A 15,371-nucleotide genomic window follows, 5' to 3' on the forward strand; every position below is an offset into this window, starting at 1 on the left:
GGAGGGCGGGCCCGAGGGGCACGGAGGCCCGGCTTGCATGCGCGGTGGCGATTCGGAAGGGTGGCGAGCATGGTCGGTCGGATTCCGGTGATGGACGTGATGCCCCTCGTGGATCTGGGGAGGCTCGCGGCGAAGGCGACCGTCGGTGAGCCGCTGCCGGTCAGCGCGACCGTGTTCCGCGAGGGACACGACCGGTTGGGCGCCGAGGTGGTGCTGGTCGCGCCCGACGGCACCCGCCGGGCGCCGGTGCGGATGCGACCGGACGGCGACGTCCCCGACCGCTACCTCGCCTGGGTCGCCCCCGACACCGAGGGCGCCTGGGGCTTCGAGGTGCAGGCGTGGTCCGACCCGCTCGCGACCTGGTCGCACGCCGCCGGCCTGAAGATCCCCGCAGGTGTGGACGTCGAGCTGATGTTCACCGAGGGCGGGCTGCTGCTCGACCGCGTCGTCGCCGAGCTCGACCAGCTCGACCAGCGGGCAGATGTCGCCGCGGACACCGGCGTGGTCCGGGCGGCTGCGAAGGCCGCACGCGACACGTCACGTCCCCCCGAGGCCCGGCTGGCCGCCCTCCAGGCCCCCGAGCTGATGGCGGTGCTGGCCGCCCATCCGTTGCGTGAGCTGGTCACCGTCGAGGGTCCCTACCCGCTCTACGCCGACCGGCCGCGGGCCCTGTTCAGCAGCTGGTACGAGTTCTTCCCGCGCTCCGAGGGCGCGTCGTACGACGCCGACGGCGCCGTGGTCAGCGGCACCCTCCGCACCGCCGCCGAGCGGCTCGACGCCGTGGCCGCGATGGGGTTCGACGTGATCTACCTGCCGCCGATCCACCCGATCGGCCGGGTCAACCGCAAGGGGCCCAACAACACCCTCGACCCCAAGCCGAGCGACCCGGGGTCACCCTGGGCCATCGGCAGCAAGGACGGCGGGCACGATGCCGTCCACCCCGACCTCGGGACCCTCAAGGACTTCGACGCGTTCGTGAAGAAGGCCCGGGGCCTCGGCCTCGAGGTGGCCCTCGACCTGGCGCTGCAGTGCGCGCCCGACCATCCCTGGGTGAGCGCCCATCCCGAGTGGTTCACCACCCAGGCCGACGGCTCGATCGCGTTCGCCGAGAACCCGCCCAAGAAGTACCAGGACATCTATCCCCTGAACTTCGACAACGACCCGACCGGCATCTGCAAGGAGGTGCTCCGGGTCGTCCGGCACTGGATGAAGCACGGCGTGCGGATCTTCCGGGTCGACAACCCGCACACCAAGCCGGTCGCCTTCTGGGAGTGGCTGCTCAAGGAGGTCCGCCGGACCGACCCCGACGTGATCTTCCTGGCCGAGGCCTTCACCCGCCCGGCGATGATGCGCGCCCTCGGCGCGATCGGCTTCCACCAGAGCTACACCTACTTCACCTGGCGCACCGCGAAGTGGGAGATCGAGGACTACCTCCGGGAGGTGTCCCGCGAGTCCGACCACGTGATGCGGCCGAACTTCTTCGTCAACACCCCCGACATCCTGCACGCCTTCCTCCAGTACGGCGGCCCGGCGGCGTTCCGGATCCGGGCGGTGCTCGCCGCCACCGGCTCCCCGAGCTGGGGGGTGTACGCCGGGTACGAGCTGTTCGAGCACGTCGCGGTCCGCCCGGGCAGCGAGGAGTACCTCGACTCCGAGAAGTACCAGATCCGGGTGCGCGACTGGGCTGGGGCGGAGGCCGACGGCCGCACCCTCGCGCCGTACCTCACCCGGCTCAACGCCGTACGACGTGACCACCCGGCCCTGCAGCAGCTGCGCAACGTGGTGATCCACTCCAGCGACGACGAGAACGTCCTGGTGTTCAGCAAGGGCACGGGAGCGTGGTCACGATTCCGCTCGACCACCGAGCCCGACGACCTGGTGATCGTCGTGGTCAACCTCGACCCGCACGGTGCCCGCGAGACGATGGTGCACCTCGACCTGCCGGCGCTGGGCCTCGACTGGCACGACAGCCTGGCCGTGCACGACGAGATCACCGGCCAGGACTGGCACTGGGGCCAGCACAACTACGTCCGGCTGGACCCGGGCGTCGAACCCGCCCACGTGCTGACCGTCCGGAGAACCTCGTGACCTCGACCGGCGGCGGCGGCAGCGACCACGAGAGCAGCATCGTCGGGTCGACCCTCGAGCAGCAGCAGCCCGACTGGTTCAAGACCGCGGTCTTCTACGAGGTGCTGGTGCGGTCGTTCCGCGACTCCAACGGCGACGGCACCGGCGACTTCCGGGGCGTGATCGAGAAGCTGGACTACCTCCAGTGGCTCGGCGTCGACTGCCTCTGGGTGCCGCCGTTCTTCACCTCTCCCCTGCGCGACGGTGGCTACGACGTCGCCGACTACACCTCGATCCTCCCGGAGTGCGGGACGGTCGACGACTTCCGTGAGTTCGTCGAGGCCGCGCACCGGCGCGGCATCAGGGTGATCATCGACTTCGTCATGAACCACACCAGCGATGCGCACCCGTGGTTCCAGGCCTCCCGCAGCGACCCCGACGGGCCCTTCGGCGACTTCTACGTCTGGTCGGACACCGACGACCTCTACGAGGACGCACGGATCATCTTCGTCGACACCGAGCCGTCCAACTGGACGTGGGACCCGGTCCGCCAGCAGTACTTCTGGCACCGCTTCTTCTCCCACCAGCCGGACCTCAACTTCGACAACCCCAAGGTCCACGAGGCGATGCTCGAGGCGATGTCGTTCTGGCTCGACATGGGCCTGGACGGGTTCCGCCTCGACGCGGTGCCCTACCTCTACGAGCGGCCCGGCACCAACGGGGAGAACCTCCCGGAGACCCACGAGTTCCTGCGCATGGTCCGGCGCTTCATCGACGACAACTACCCCGGCCGGGTGGTGCTCGCGGAGGCCAACCAGTGGCCGTCCGACGTCGTGGACTACTTCGGCGGCAAGCGCGACCCCGACACCGGGCAGTACGTCACCGACGGCGACGAGTGCCACATGTGCTTCCACTTCCCGGTGATGCCGCGGATCTTCATGGCCGTACGGCGTGAGTCGCGCTTCCCGATCTCGGAGATCATGGAGCAGACCCCGTCGATCCCCGACAACTGCCAGTGGGGCATCTTCCTGCGCAACCACGACGAGCTCACCCTCGAGATGGTCACCGACGAGGACCGCGACTACATGTGGGACGAGTACGCCAAGGACCCCCGGATGAAGGCCAACATCGGGATCCGTCGGCGGTTGGCGCCCCTGCTGGACAACGACGTCAACCGGATGGAGCTGTTCACCGCGCTCCTGCTCTCGCTGCCCGGCAGCCCGGTCCTCTACTACGGCGACGAGATCGGGATGGGCGACAACATCTGGCTCGGCGACCGCGACGGCGTCCGCACCCCGATGCAGTGGACCCCCGACCGCAACGCCGGCTTCTCGTCCGCGACGCCGGGCAGGCTCCACCTGCCGGCGATCCAGGACCCGGTCTACGGCTACCAGAGCGTCAACGTCGAGGCCCAGCTGGAGGACTCCTCCTCGCTCCTGCAGTGGACCCGCAGGATGATCCACGCCCGCCGTGGCCACCCGGCGTTCGGCCTGGGCACCTTCCTCGACCTCGGCGGCACGAACCCCTCCGTGCTCTCCTACGCCCGCGAGCACTCCACGCACGGCCCCGGCAACGACCAGCAGGACATCATCGTCTGCATCAACAACCTGTCCCGCTTCGCGCAGCCGGTCGAGCTCGACCTGCGTCGCTGGGAGGGCTACACGCCGGTCGAGCTGATCGGCGGCGTCCCGTTCCCTCCGATCGGTGAGCTGCCGTATCTCCTGACCCTCGGTGGGTACGGGTTCTACTGGTTCCGGCTGACCGCGCCCCACCCGAGGAGGCCACCACCCCGTGACCGACGACCCCACCACCGACCGCCCGACCGACACCGACCAGGCCCCGACGACGTTCTCCAGCGACGGACGACAGCAGATCGCCGACTTCATCGAGGGGGCGCGGTGGTTCGGCGGCAAGGGGCGTGGGATGACGGTGACCGGCGTCCGGCCCCTGGGCGTGATCGCCGACTCCGGACCCCGCGTCGTGGTGGAGCTCTGCGAGCTGACGTACGACGACGGCACCGTCGAGCACTACCAGCTCCCGCTGGCCCTCTACACCGAGCCGGAGCACCGCCTCGACCACGCCTTCGTCGGCTGGTGGGAGGACCCCGACAGCGGGTGGACCCACGCCTACGACGCGGTGCACGACCGTGAGGCGATGGCGGCGTACCTGCGGGCCTTCGCCGAGCCGGGCGACGGTGACATCGTGTTCCACCGGCTCCCGGGCGAGCCGATCGACCCCCACGCCCTCTCGACGCCGTTCACCGGCGAGCAGTCCAACTCCTCGGTGGCGTTCGGCGAGGAGGCACTGCTGAAGATCTTCCGCCGGGTGACCCCGGGCACCAACCCCGACATCGAGATCCACGACGTGCTGACCCGAGCCGGCTCGGACAACGTGGCGGCGCTGTACGGGTGGATCGAGGTCTCGACGGGCTCGACCAACGAGGACGGCTCGACCAACGAGGACGGCTTGACCAACGTGGACGGCTCGGCCAACGGTGAGATGTTCCAGCTGGGGATGCTGCAGCAGTTCCTGCGGACCGCCAGCGACGGGTGGGAGCTCGCGCTGGCCAGTGTCCGCAACCTGTTCGCCGAGGCCGACCTGTACGCGGACGAGGTGGGCGGCGACTTCGCCGGCGAGGCCACGCGGCTCGGTGAGGCCGTCGGCCGCATCCATGCCCTGCTGGCCGAGCACTTCCCGACGGCTACCCGCTCGGGTGCCGACCAGGCCCGGCTGGGCGCCCAGATGACGGCCCGGCTCGAGGCCGCGTTGGCCGTCGTACCCGAGCTCGCGGCGCACGCTCCCGCTCTCCGCGAGCTGTACGACGCCGTCGCTGCGGTCCCGGGTGGCGACATCCAGCGCGTGCACGGCGACCTGCACCTGGGCCAGACCCTGCGCACCGCGAAGGGCTGGAAGATCGTGGACTTCGAGGGCGAGCCGGCCAGGCCGCTGGCCGAGCGGGTCGAGCCCGACTCCCCGTGGCGCGACGTCGCCGGGATGTTGCGGTCCTTCGACTACGCACCGCGGGTCGCGGCGATGACCGCCGGCATCGCCGACGACACCGGCGCCGAGCAGCGCATGTTCCGCGCCGCCGAGTGGTCGGCGCGCAACCAGACCGCGTTCCTCGAGGCCTATGCCGGGCATCAGCTCACGGCCGACGAGCGCACGCTGCTGACGGCGTACGTCGCCGACAAGGCCGTCTACGAGTGCGTCTACGAGGCGCGCAACCGCCCCGGCTGGCTGGCGATCCCGCTGGCTGCGCTGGGCCAGCCGACCCATGTGTCGAACACCGAGGGAGCCCGATGAAGCAGGTGTCGCGCGACGAGATCGAGCAGCTGGTCCGCGGGGAGCACGGGCAGCCGCATGCGATCCTGGGCCCCCATCCCGACGGGGACGGGGTGACCTTCCGGATCTACCGGCCGCTGGCGCAGTCGGTGACCGCGGTGCTGCACGGTGGGACCCGCGTGGAGCTGGGCCACGAGCACGAGGGCGTGTGGGTCGGCGAGGCCCCGGTCTCGGCGAGCTCGACGGACGGGGGGCTCGCCCTGGCGCCCGGTGACGTGCCCGACTACCGGGTCGAGGTCGACTACGGCCAGGGCCCGATCACCGTCGACGATCCCTACCGCTTCCTGCCCACGCTCGGCGAGATGGATCTGCACCTGGTCAACGAGGGCCGTCACGAGCTGCTCTGGACCGTGCTGGGCGCGCGGGTGCACCACTACCGCGCCTCGACCGGCGACGTGTCGGGCACGTCGTTCGCGGTCTGGGCGCCGAGCGCCCGGGGGGTGCGCCTCGAGGGCGACTTCAACAGCTGGGACGGTCGGGAGCACCCGATGCGCCAGCTGGGCGAGTCGGGGGTGTGGGAGCTGTTCGTGCCCGGGGTCGGCGCCGGCACCCACTACAAGTTCATCGTGCTCGGCGCGGACGGCGTGTGGAGCGAGCGGGCCGACCCGATGGCCTACTACGCCGAGGTGCCGCCGCAGACCTCCAGCGTCGTCTTCGAGTCCCGGCACGAGTGGAGCGACGACGCGTGGATGCAGCGGCGCCGAGACGAGCAGCCGGTGCACGCGCCGATGTCGATCTACGAGGTGCACCTGGCGTCGTGGCGCAAGCGCGACGGCCGGGTGCTGGGCTACGACCAGCTGATCGAGGAGCTGGTCCCCTACGTCGCCGACCTGGGCTTCAGCCACGTCGAGCTGATGCCGATCATGCAGCATCCCTTCGGCGGCTCGTGGGGCTACCACGTGACGTCGTACTTCGCTCCGGACTCGCGCTTCGGCGACCCCGACGGGTTCCGCCGGCTCGTCGACGCCTTCCACCGCGCCGGGGTCGGGGTGATCCTGGACTGGGTGCCCGGTCACTTCGCCACCGACGCGTGGGCGCTGGCGCGCTTCGACGGCACACCGCTCTACGAGGACCCCAACCCGCAGCGCGGCTGGCACAAGGAGTGGGGCTCGCACATCTTCAACTTCGGCCGCCGGGAGGTGCGCAACTTCCTGTACGCCAACGCCCTCTACTGGCTCGAGGAGTTCCACGCCGACGGGCTGCGGGTCGACGGCGTCGCCTCGATGCTCTACCTCGACTACGCGCGCGAGGAGGGCGAGTGGAGCCCCAACATCCACGGCGGTCGGGAGAACCTCGAGGCCGTGCAGTTCCTCCAGGAGATGAACGCCACCGTCTACAAGCGGGTCCCGGGCATCTCCACGATCGCCGAGGAGTCGACCTCCTGGCCGGGCGTCACGTCCGCGACGTCGGCGGACGGCCTGGGCTTCGGCTTCAAGTGGAACATGGGGTGGATGCACGACAGCCTGAACTACCTCGCCCACGAGCCCGTGCACCGCGCCTGGCACCACAACGACCTGACCTTCGGGCTCACCTACGCCTTCACCGAGAACTTCGTGCTCCCGCTCAGCCACGACGAGGTCGTGCACGGCAAGGGCTCCCTGCTACGGAAGATGCCGGGTGACCGGTGGCAGCAGCTGGCCAACCTGCGCGCCTACCTCGCCTTCATGTGGGCCCACCCCGGCAAGCAGCTGCTCTTCATGGGCTGCGAGATCGGTCAGGAGTCGGAGTGGGCCGAGTCGCGCGAGCTGGACTGGTGGCTCCTCGACCACCCCGAGCACCTCGGCGTGCACCACATGGTCAAGGACCTCAACGCCGCCTACGCCGCCTCGCCGGCCGTATGGTCGCGTGACGAGGACCCCGCGTCGTTCGAGTGGATCGACGCCAACGACGCCGGTCGCAACACCTTCTCGTTCATCCGGCGCGGGGCCTCGACAGGCTCGACCGACAGTGGTGGCGAGGTGGTCTGCGTGAGCAACTTCTCGGCCGTCCCGCACTCCGAGTTCCGGCTCGGCCTGCCCGTGGCCGGCGAGTGGCACGAGGTGCTCAACACCGACGCCGCGTCGTACTCGGGCTCGGGCGTCGGGAACCTGGGCTCGGTCACCGCCCACCCCGAGCCGCACGGCGGTCAGCCGGCCCACGCCACGATCGTGGTCCCGCCGCTGGCCACGATCTGGCTCCGCCGGGCCTGACCTGGAACACCCTGTACTGACTGAGCACCGCCCGCGAGACCCGAGATGGAACACCCTGTGCTGCTTCAGAGATCCTCGCGAAGCTCGACCTGGAACATCCCGTTCCACATCGGCCTGCGCGACCGGTCTAGAACGGCGACACCCCGTTCCACATCGGCCTGCGCGACCGGTCTTGAACGGCAACACCGTGTTCCATCCGCGAGCCTGTGGAGAGCCGGTGCGGGCGGCAGCCAGTTACGGGTAGGACTGGGGCATGGTGAAGCTCGTCGACTACTCCAGCAGGTTCGAGTTCCTCCGGCAGGCTGCATTCGCGCTGGTGCTCGACGTCGGGGTTCATGCCTTGACGTTGCGGGCGCTCGCAGCCGACCTGGGCCTCGGCGTGAACACCGTCCGCCGTCTCGTGGACCCCTCCATCGATCTGGCGGTCCTGGCAGCCGACGAAGTGCTGACCCGACGGCGCCAGGATCGCTGGGGTCGGCTTCCCGACGGCCCTGGAGCCGCGGCTCGCACGCTGATGCGGCGACTGCTGCCTGACGACGCGAGCCGGATCGACGAGGAGCTGGTATGGCTGCGACTGGTCACCTCGTGCGAGCCACAGCCGCTCGAAGTCGATGCTCGGGCTCGGGTGCGGCACGACTTCCAGGTGGCCGAACGGGGGTGGAGTGACCGCGACCTGGACCTCGACTCGGAGGACGGCCCGGCCCCGCGCTCACCTCGGGAGGGCGGGCGGAGCGCCCGCCCCGCCTTGAGTCGTCACCTCGAGGACCGTCGCCACCACATCGAACAGGTGTGTGGGCGGGTGCTCGACCTGCTCGAGGTCGACGACGAGGAGCGGGCGGCCGAGAGCACGAGGCTGCGCGCGCTGGTGGACGGGCTGACGATCGCAGTGTGCCTGGGCCGGATCAGTCCCGAGGAGTGCGGGGCGAGCATGGATCGACACCTCGCCGAGCTGGTCGGACGCCCGGTTAGGGTGGCTGGGTGAGTGATCAGCCCGAGCAGCCGACCCTCACCGACGGCGAGGTGACGCTCCGCCCCTGGCGCGACGACGACGTCGACGAGGCGGTCGCGGGTCACGACGAGGTCATCGCCCACTGGTTCGGTTGGCCGGCCGACGGGGTGACGGCCGAGCGGATGCAGCGGGCGATCCGTGACTGGCGGACGGGGTACGCCGACGACCGGGCGGTGATCGCCTTTGCGATCGAGGTCGACGGCACCCTGGCCGGGAGCGTCGACGTCCGGCGCCGGGAGGCCGGCGTCGGCGAGCTCTCGTGGGCTCTCTACTCCGGCCGGCGGGGACGCGGTGTGGCCACCCGGGCCGTCCGCCTCCTGGCCGACTGGAGCCTGACCGACGCCGGGCAGGGCGGCCTCGGCTACTCCCGGGTCGAGGCGAAGGTGGAGCCCGGCAACGAGGCATCGCTGCGGGTGGCGACCCGGGCCGGGCTGCGCCGCGAGGGTGTCCGCCGGGTCGAGCCGGGCACGGGTGACCGCGCCGAGACCACGTCGTATGTCGTCCTGGCCCGGCTGGCCGGTGACCCGCCGCTCTCCGAGCCCACGGCGTTCCGGGCCCTCCTCAACTCCTTCCTGCCCCGCAAGCGGGCGATCAGCCAGCTGCTGGTCCGCGACGACGCCGGGCGGGTGCTCCTCTGCCAGCTGACCTACAAGCGCGACTGGGACCTCCCGGGCGGCGTCGTCGAGGTCGGTGAGTCACCGCGCCTGGCCGCCGCCCGCGAGATCCACGAGGAGCTCGCGCTCGACCTCGAGGCCGGCGACCTGGTGCTCACCGACTGGCTGCCACCGTGGGGAGGCTGGGACGACGCGGTCTGCCTGGTGTTCGACGGCGGCACCCACGACCCGGCCCTGGTCGACACGATGGTGCTCCAGACCCGGGAGATCCGCAGCGCCGAGTTCGTCACCCTCGAGCAGGTCCGCGAGCGGTGTGCCGACTTCACCGCACGCCGGATCGAGACCGCCATCGGTAACGCCCAAGCGGGACTTTCGTCCTATGTCGAGAGCGGGTCCTCGCCAACGACGGCGTGACGCGCAAGGATCGGCCCATGACCTACGTCTACGACTTCGCAGAGGGCAACAAGGATCTCAAGGACCTGCTCGGAGGCAAGGGAGCCAACCTCGCCGAGATGACCAACCTGGGTCTGCCGGTGCCTCCCGGGTTCACCATCTCCACCGAGGCGTGTCGAGCGTTCCTCGAGGCCGGCGACGTGCCCGACGGCCTCTCCGGTGAGATCGACGCGCACCTGCACGCCCTCGAGGAGGCGATGGGTCGTCGGCTCGGCGACCCCGCCGATCCGCTGCTGGTCAGCGTGCGGTCGGGCGCGAAGTTCTCCATGCCCGGGATGATGGAGACCGTCCTGAACGTCGGTCTCAACGACCGTTCGGTGCTCGGGCTGGCCGAGCAGAGCCACGACGAGCGGTTCGCGCTGGACTCCTACCGCCGCCTGCTCCAGATGTTCGGCTCCACGGTGCTCGGCATCGAGAGCGAGATCTTCGCCAAGGCCCTGGACCGGCTGAAGAAGGACCGCGGCACCCAGGCCGACACCGATCTCGGGGTCGACGACCTGTCCGGACTGATCGACACCTACAAGCACGCCATCTCCGAGCACGCCGGGCGCGACTTCCCCCAGGACCCGCGCGAGCAGCTCGACCTGGCGATGCGGGCGGTCTTCGAGTCGTGGAACACCGAGCGCGCCGTGCTCTACCGCCGCCAGGAGCGGATCGAGGAGGGCCTGGGCACCGCCGTCAACGTGCAGGCGATGGTCTTCGGCAACCTCGGCGAGGACTCCGGCTCGGGCGTCGCGTTCACCCGCGACCCGGCCTCGGGCAACCAGGGGGTGTACGGCGACTACCTGCAGAACGCGCAGGGTGAGGACGTCGTCGCCGGCATCCGCAACACGGTGTCGCTGGCCGACATGGAGAAGGTAGACAAGCGCTCGCACGACGAGCTGCTGGAGATCATGGCCACGCTCGAGACCCACTACCACGACATGTGCGACATCGAGTTCACCGTCGAGCGGGGCCGGCTCTGGATGCTCCAGACCCGGGTCGGCAAGCGCACACCGGCCGCGGCGTTCCGGATCGGGCGGCACATGACGGAAGAGGGCCTGATCGACGCCGACGAGGCGACCCGCCGGGTGACCGGAGCCCAGCTCGCCCAGCTGATGTTCCCCAGCTTCGACGAGAGCGCGGAGCGGACGCTGGTCGCGACCGGCATGAACGCCTCCCCCGGCGCAGCGGTCGGCAAGGCCGTCTTCGACTCCGACACCGCCGTCGAGTGGGCCGAGCGCGGCGAGGACGTGATCCTGGTCCGCAAGGAGACCAACCCCGATGACCTGCGCGGCATGGTCGCCGCCAAGGGCATCCTCACCAGCCGTGGCGGCAAGACCTCCCACGCGGCGGTCGTCGCGCGTGGCATGGGCCGCACCTGCGTCTGCGGTGCCGAGTCGCTGGACGTGAGCGTGAAGAAGCGTCGCGCCAAGGTGCGCGGCGGAGACGCGATCAACGAGGGCGACGTGATCTCGATCGACGGCACCACCGGTGAGGTCTTCCTCGGCTCGGTGCCGGTGGTCGACTCCTCGGTGATGCGCTACTTCGAGGGCGACGAGTCCGACGAGGACATCGTGCTCGCGGTCGACGGGGTGATGCGGCACGCGGACGACGTACGCCGGCTCCGGGTGCGCGCGAACGCCGACACCCCGGAGGACGCACGCCGGGCCCGGCGGTTCGGCGCCGAGGGGATCGGCCTGTGCCGGACCGAGCACATGTTCCTCGGGGAGCGGCGCCAGCTCGTCGAGAACCTGATCGTGGCCGAGGACGAGGACGGCCAGGAGGCCGCGCTGTCCGCCCTGCTGCCGCTCCAGCGGGACGACTTCGTCGGGATCCTCGAGGCCATGGACGGCCTGCCGGTGACGATCCGGCTGATCGACCCGCCGCTGCACGAGTTCCTGCCCGACTACACCGACCTGTCGGTGAAGGTCGCCCTCGAGGACGACCACCACGACATGGACGAGCACGACCAGAAGCTGCTCGAGGCGGTCAAGCGCCTGCACGAGCAGAACCCGATGCTCGGCCTGCGCGGCGTCCGGCTCGGGATCGTGATCCCCGGCCTGTTCAAGATGCAGGTCCGCGCGATCCTCGAGGCCACCGCCGACCGGATCGAGGCCGGCGGCGACCCCCATCCGGAGATCATGATCCCGCTGGTCGCCTCGGTCACCGAGCTCGACCTCGTGCGCGGCCAGATCAGCGGGGTGGCGGAGGCGGTCGAGCGGGAGCGCGGCATGAAGGTTCCCCACAAGATCGGCACCATGATCGAGCTGCCGCGGGCCGCGGTGACCGCCCACGAGATCGCGAAGTCGGCCGAGTTCTTCTCGTTCGGCACCAACGACCTGACCCAGATGACGTGGGGCTTCTCCCGCGACGACGTGGAGTCGTCGTTCTTCAGCCACTACCTCGAGAGCGGCATCTTCCAGGTCAGCCCGTTCGAGAGCCTCGACGTGGACGGCGTCGGGCGCCTGGTGCGGCACGCCGCCAAGCTCGGCCGCAAGGCCAACCCCGACCTGCATCTCGGGGTCTGCGGCGAGCACGGTGGCGACCCCGCCTCGATCCACTTCTTCGACGAGGTCGGGCTCGACTACGTGTCCTGCTCGCCGTTCCGGGTGCCGGTCGCGCGGCTGGAGGCGGGCCGCTCGGCGCTGGGGACCTGAGACCCGTCCCGTCGGTCGAGCTGAGGGTCGAGACCCTCAGGCGAACGGCCAGCCCTCGCGCATCGGGCCGTCGTCGCCCGGCTCGATCAGGTGCTCGTGGCCGAAGAACAGGTCGAAGACCTCGGGTGGCATCGACAGGAACATCTCGATGTCGGTGGCCTGGGAGCGGTGCGCCTCGAGCGAGGCCCGTTTGCGGTCGAGGTAGCCCGACACGTCGACCCGCCAGGTGATCTCGTCCTCGGTGGAGCCGAAGGGGTTGCCGTCGTCCATCGGCTGCTCGGGGTCGAAGTCGTCGATCTCGAAGCCTGCCTCGCGGCCGGTCGCGATCAGCCGGACCATCTCGTCGCGGTTCATCGTCGACTCCAGCAGCCGCGGTCGCTGCGCAGCGAGGTCCGCGGCACGGCGTACGACGTGATGCACCTTGACGTGGTCGGGATGGCCGTAGCCACCGTGCCAGTCGTAGCCGACGACCACGTCGGCCCGCTCCTCGTCGAGCACGTCGGCCAGCCGCTGCGCGGCCTCGTCGAGGTCGGCCTGGTGGAGGGAACCGTCGTGGTCGTTCTGCTCCCAGCCGGCCATCCCGGAGTCGGCGTAGCCCAGCCACGCGACCCGGGCGAGCCCGATCGCGGCGGCCGACGCAGCGGCCTCCCGCGCGCGGTAGGTCGCGACTGTCTCGCCCTCCACGGCGTCGGCCGCGACCTCGCCGTGGTCGCCGTTGGTCGCGAAGACGACCACGACCCGGTGCCCCTCGGCAGCGGCGCGGGCCATGGTGCCGGAGGTCTGGGACGCCTCGTCGTCGGGATGGGCGTGGCAGTAGACGATGGTGGCCATCGGGACCTCAGAAGAGCGCGGAGGCGAGGGCCTGGCGGCCCCGCAGGACGCGCGGGTCGTCGTTGCCGACCGCAGCGAACAGCCCGATCAGGTGCTCGCGCGAGCGGTTGCGCTCGTCGCCGGTGGTGCGTCGTACCAGCTCGACCAGGCGGGTGAAGGCGTCGTCGACCTGCCCGCCGAGGAGGTCGAGATCGGCCACCAGGGTCTGCGCCTCGACGTCGTCGGGGGCGGCCTCGGCTGCCGCACGGGCAGCGGCGTCGTCGACTCCCTGGGTGCGTTGGAGCACCTTCGCCATGGCCAGGCCGGCCGCGGCCTCGACGTCGGCGGGGTTGGCGTCCACGAGTCGTTGGTACTCCGCGACGGCGCCGTCGATGTCGTCGGCCTCCAGCGCCTGCTGGGCCGCGGCGTACCGGGGGTCCACCGGGGCCTCGCCGTCCTCCGCGTCGGGGACGGCCGCGGACAACGGCTGGTGGCGACCGGTGATGCCCTGGGCCGTCAGTCCCTGGGCCAGCTGGTTGAACAGCGTGCGCAGCTCGTCGAGGGTGAGCATGCCGGGGATCGGCTGGGCAGCGGGGCGCCCGTCCAGGATCACCAGCAGCAGCGGCACCTGCGGGATCTGCATCGCCTGGGCGATCGTGGGCGAGGCGTCGATGTCGATCAGCCCGGCCAGGAACCGGCCGTCGTACTCCCCTGCTGCCGTGGCGGCGTCCTCGGCCATGCCGACGCTCTCGGGTGCCCGGGTCGGCGAGTAGAACACCAGCACGACCGGGGCGGTGACCGAGGCGTCGAGCAGTGACTGGAAGTTCTCCTCGCTGACGTCGAGGGCGTACGACGCGGAGCCGGCGGCCGAGCCGCTCTCCGCGGCACCGGTCGGTGCGGCACCGGACCGCGGACCACCCGCCGGAGGCCCGGCGGGCGAGGGCCGGGTCAGCCCCGACAGGTCGACGGCGCCCGGGCGGCTGAAGGGTTGCTGCGTCATGCGGCCAATCCTAGGGATGGCCCCACGGCGGCTGGAGGAGGCCCAGTGCGACGGCCTCCTCACGCAGCTCCTCACGGACGCTGGGGTGAGCTGCGTTGTCGATCAGCTGCCGGGCCTGCTCGCGCTGGTCGTTGCCGTAGATCTCCGCGACCCCGACCTCGGTGACCACCGCCGTCATCTGGAACGACGTCACCGGCTCGTCGACCAGCGGCACGATCGTGGAGCAGTCGGCCTTCGGGTGCCACGAGCGGAGCGCGATGAACGCCTGGCCGCCCTGGCTGTGCATCGCCCCGACGATGAAGTCGGTCTGGCCGCCGAAGCCGGAGTGGATGCGGGCGTTGATCCGGCTGGCGTTCGCCTGAGCGAAGAGGTCGACCTGGAGGGCGGTGTTGACGCTGACCATGGCCGGGTTGCGCGCGATCAGGGCCGGGCTGTTGGTGACCTCGGTGCGACGCATCTCGACCCGGTGGTTGCCGTCGACCCACTCCAGCAGCTCCGGCGAGCCGAACAGGAAGGACGCGGTGAGCGGGACCGCGCGGTCCAGGGCTCCGGCTCGCTCGAGGGCCAGCACGCTGTCGGAGAACATCTCGGTCCAGACCCGGAGTCCCCGGCGCCCGGTCAGCCCGTGCATGGTCGCATCCGGCACGGCGCCGATCCCGGCCTGGATCGTGGAGCCGTCACCGACCCGCTCGGCGACCAGCTGCCCGATCGTCGCGGAGTCGTGGTCGACCACCGACACCGGCGCGTGCGGCATCGGGCCGTCGGCCTCCACCAGCAGGTCGACCTGGTCGACGGAGAGCTCGGCGTCACCGAAGGTCCACGGCATGTCGCGGTTGGTCTGCGCGATCACGAGACCACCGTTGCGGCGCGCGGCCTCCACCGCGGAGGGCAGCACGTTGACCTCGACCCCGAGCGACACCTTCCCGTCACGCGGCGGCGTCGTGTGCAGCACGACCGCGTCCGGGGGCAGCCGGGTCTCGAACAGCGTGGGCACCATCGACAGGCGGGACGGCACGTAGCTCAGCCGCGGGCTCCGGCGCATCCCGGGGCCGACGAACGACGTCTCGAGGGTGACCCCGTCCCGGTCCGGCAGCCCCGGCGGCGCATTGAGCACCCACAGCCTGTACTGGTCGAGCGTCTGGTCCACCAGACCGACCGTGTGCCACGGCAGCGCATGGTTGCCGGCGACGACGATGCGGGGGTCGGGAGGGAGCGACCGCAGGGCGGTCTCGAGGTTCACACGATGAT

The 15,371-nt window shown here is 70.8% G+C and carries 9 protein-coding genes and 1 pseudogene; 7 read left to right on the forward strand and 3 right to left on the reverse strand.

Annotated features, from left to right (window positions below; genetic code table 11):
* Positions 1–69 precede the first annotated feature (69 nt).
* The 7 genes and pseudogenes from E3N83_RS08070 to ppdK all read left to right on the forward strand — a co-directional run bounded on the left by E3N83_RS08070 (position 70) and on the right by ppdK (position 12,313).
* A complete protein-coding gene (locus E3N83_RS08070) occupies positions 70–2,088 on the forward strand; it encodes an alpha-1,4-glucan--maltose-1-phosphate maltosyltransferase (RefSeq protein ID WP_151082793.1) in 2,019 nt (672 codons plus the stop codon).
* Positions 2,010–3,830, forward strand: a pseudogene (gene treS, locus E3N83_RS08075) (maltose alpha-D-glucosyltransferase); the annotation flags it as partial. The gene E3N83_RS08070 and the pseudogene treS, both read left to right, overlap by 79 nt.
* A gap of 160 nt (positions 3,831–3,990) precedes the next feature.
* The gene (locus tag E3N83_RS08080; RefSeq protein WP_191908012.1) at positions 3,991–5,370 is read left to right on the forward strand and encodes a maltokinase N-terminal cap-like domain-containing protein; all 1,380 of its coding nucleotides are present in this window, start codon (positions 3,991–3,993) and stop codon (positions 5,368–5,370) included.
* Entirely contained in the window at positions 5,367–7,598 is a 2,232-nt protein-coding gene (gene glgB / locus E3N83_RS08085; protein WP_151082794.1) for a 1,4-alpha-glucan branching protein GlgB, read from the forward strand. Before E3N83_RS08080 ends, glgB begins: the two co-directional genes overlap by 4 nt.
* A 253-nt stretch (positions 7,599–7,851) precedes the next feature.
* Entirely contained in the window at positions 7,852–8,580 is a 729-nt protein-coding gene (locus tag E3N83_RS08090) for a hypothetical protein (protein ID WP_151082795.1), read from the forward strand.
* Entirely contained in the window at positions 8,577–9,635 is a 1,059-nt protein-coding gene (locus E3N83_RS08095; protein WP_151082796.1) for an NUDIX hydrolase, read from the forward strand. Before E3N83_RS08090 ends, E3N83_RS08095 begins: the two co-directional genes overlap by 4 nt.
* A 17-nt stretch (positions 9,636–9,652) precedes the next feature.
* Positions 9,653–12,313 carry a pyruvate, phosphate dikinase gene (gene ppdK / locus E3N83_RS08100; protein WP_151082797.1) on the forward strand — a complete coding sequence of 887 codons (2,661 nt, stop codon included), beginning with the start codon at positions 9,653–9,655 and terminating at the stop codon, positions 12,311–12,313.
* Between the two features lie 36 nt (positions 12,314–12,349).
* Here the strand turns inward: ppdK and E3N83_RS08105 are convergent, their stop codons facing one another.
* The 3 genes from E3N83_RS08105 to E3N83_RS08115 are packed head-to-tail and all read right to left on the reverse strand — an operon-like array spanning position 12,350 to position 15,363.
* Entirely contained in the window at positions 12,350–13,144 is a 795-nt protein-coding gene (locus tag E3N83_RS08105) for a PIG-L family deacetylase (RefSeq protein WP_151082798.1), read from the reverse strand.
* Between the two features lie 7 nt (positions 13,145–13,151).
* On the reverse strand, positions 13,152–14,123 hold the full coding sequence (locus E3N83_RS08110; protein WP_151082799.1) for a tetratricopeptide repeat protein: 972 nt from the start codon (positions 14,121–14,123) through the stop codon (positions 13,152–13,154).
* A gap of 10 nt (positions 14,124–14,133) precedes the next feature.
* Positions 14,134–15,363, reverse strand: a complete 1,230-nt coding sequence (locus E3N83_RS08115) for an acetyl-CoA hydrolase/transferase family protein (RefSeq protein ID WP_151082800.1) — start codon at positions 15,361–15,363, stop codon at positions 14,134–14,136.
* Positions 15,364–15,371: the final 8 nt, after the last annotated feature.

Origin of the sequence: Nocardioides cynanchi, from assembly GCF_008761635.1 — a bacterium.
Lineage (GTDB): Bacteria > Actinomycetota > Actinomycetes > Propionibacteriales > Nocardioidaceae > Nocardioides > Nocardioides cynanchi.